1 protein-coding gene is annotated in these 1655 nt (G+C 67.4%); it reads right to left on the bottom strand.

Annotated elements, in window-relative coordinates; all coding sequences use genetic code 11:
• On the bottom strand, nt 1-1532 hold a 1532-nt coding region (locus tag EQG76_RS14950), incomplete at its 3' end, for a filamentous hemagglutinin N-terminal domain-containing protein (protein ID WP_159714838.1).
• Nucleotides 1533-1655: the final 123 nt, after the last annotated feature.

The following is a 1655-nucleotide window of genomic DNA, read 5'->3' as shown; positions in this document are numbered from 1 at the left end:
GCCGATCCCGTGCCGCCACGGGAGGTGGAATCCACAATCGTAGCGTCGCGGAGCGAGACCTTGTCGCCACTGATCGAGATATTGCCGGCATTGCCGGACGCTTCGGTGGAGGTCGTGACCCGGGTCGTCCCCGAAAGGTCCACCTCGTCGGCAACGATCCGGATGCTGCCGCCAGGCGCCTGGGTGATGGTGAATGCAGCCAGTGTGGATGAGCCGCCGATCGAGGCCTTGCCCCTGGCCACGATGTCGACCTGTCCGGCACGTCCCGTTCCAGCGTTGCTGCTGGTCGCGATCGAGCCGTCGGTGACATCGAGCGCCCCCACTCTCAGCACGATATCGCCGGCATCGGCCAGCCCTTCGGTGAAGCTCAGGATCTGGGCGCCGCGGCGCAGCACGAGACGGTCATCGGCGACGATGAAGGTGCGCCCACCCTTCCCGGGCGTGCCGGTTCCGGACGAGGGGCTGCCGGCCACGGTTCCATCGGCCAGGGTGATGCGTTCGCCCTTGAGGACGACCCCGCCGGAAGGGCCCGTTTCCGACACCAGACTATAGACGGCAGCACGTTGCAGGAGGATGTCGTCGGCGGAGATGATGATCGACGGCGCCCGGTCCGTGCCGACTGCTTGGGTGAAGATCTGGCCGAAGGACAGATCGCCGCCGCCGTCGACCTGTACGGATCGTCCAGCGATTGCGATTGCCGGGGCGGTAGTTTGGCCGATGTTGCTGAAGGAGAAGGCAGTCAGGTTGGCTGCCTGGATCGTGACGTTGCCTCCCTCCACCCGAAGCAGTTCCTCCGGGAAGAACAACCAGGCGACGAGATCAGCACCACCCTTGATGCGGACATTCCCGTCCCGGGCAACGGCATGGGCCTGATCCAGCCGGACCTCGCCCGGCCCAGCCTGCCCAGCGATTAGCAGCGGACCATCCGTGATCAGCAACGTCCCGTCGATGCTGACCGACCCTCCGGTGAGGGAGGTAGTCGTCACGAAGCCAATGTTGCCCCGGTCGAGTTCCGGCGCCTCCACCTTCAGCTCGCCAATCGGCCCGCCGAGGAAGCCAAAGGCTTCTGGCGCCGCCGCGGTGAGTCGGCTGCCCTGGATGTCCCGGGCGCTGAACTTCGCGCCGTCCTCGAAGCGCAGCTCGTCGGCGGTCGACAGGTGCAGCGAGCCCGGCACGTCGATCGCGGCACCCTTGCCGACCACGATGCCGTTGGGATTGAGCAGCCACAGGCCAGCACCGACCGCGGTCGAGCGCAGGGTGCCGTGGATCTGCGAGCCATCCGGCCCGGTCACCCTGCCGATGATGTTGGCAGCATCGGCCGGTCCTTCGAAGGTCACGGCATCGCCGCTGGGCACGCCGAACTTCTCGAAGCTGTGGAACAGGTTGCTGCCGCGGGTAGACCCCATGTCCGGCGTGATGCGCACGTCCCGGCCGTTCAGGGTGAGCTTGCCGCGGCTGCCGACCGTGCCGTCCAGCACCACCTCCGCCTGTGCGCCGGCGAGCGGTGCCAGGAGCGTGAACAGGCAGGCCAAGGCCCGGAATGTCGGGCGCGGTCGCACGGGAACCCCTCTGGATGTCCAGTGCAGGTTAAACCTAGCCCGTCTCCGGCGATGATCAACCTGATCGGCCCGGCCGAAGCCGGCGGCCTCAGCGCG

The sequence above is a fragment of the Geminicoccus flavidas genome (assembly GCF_009806515.1).
GTDB classification, from domain to species: domain Bacteria; phylum Pseudomonadota; class Alphaproteobacteria; order Geminicoccales; family Geminicoccaceae; genus Geminicoccus; species Geminicoccus flavidus.
The sequence above is the reverse complement of the archived record's forward strand: the minus strand, read 5'-3'. Positions and strand labels throughout refer to the sequence as shown.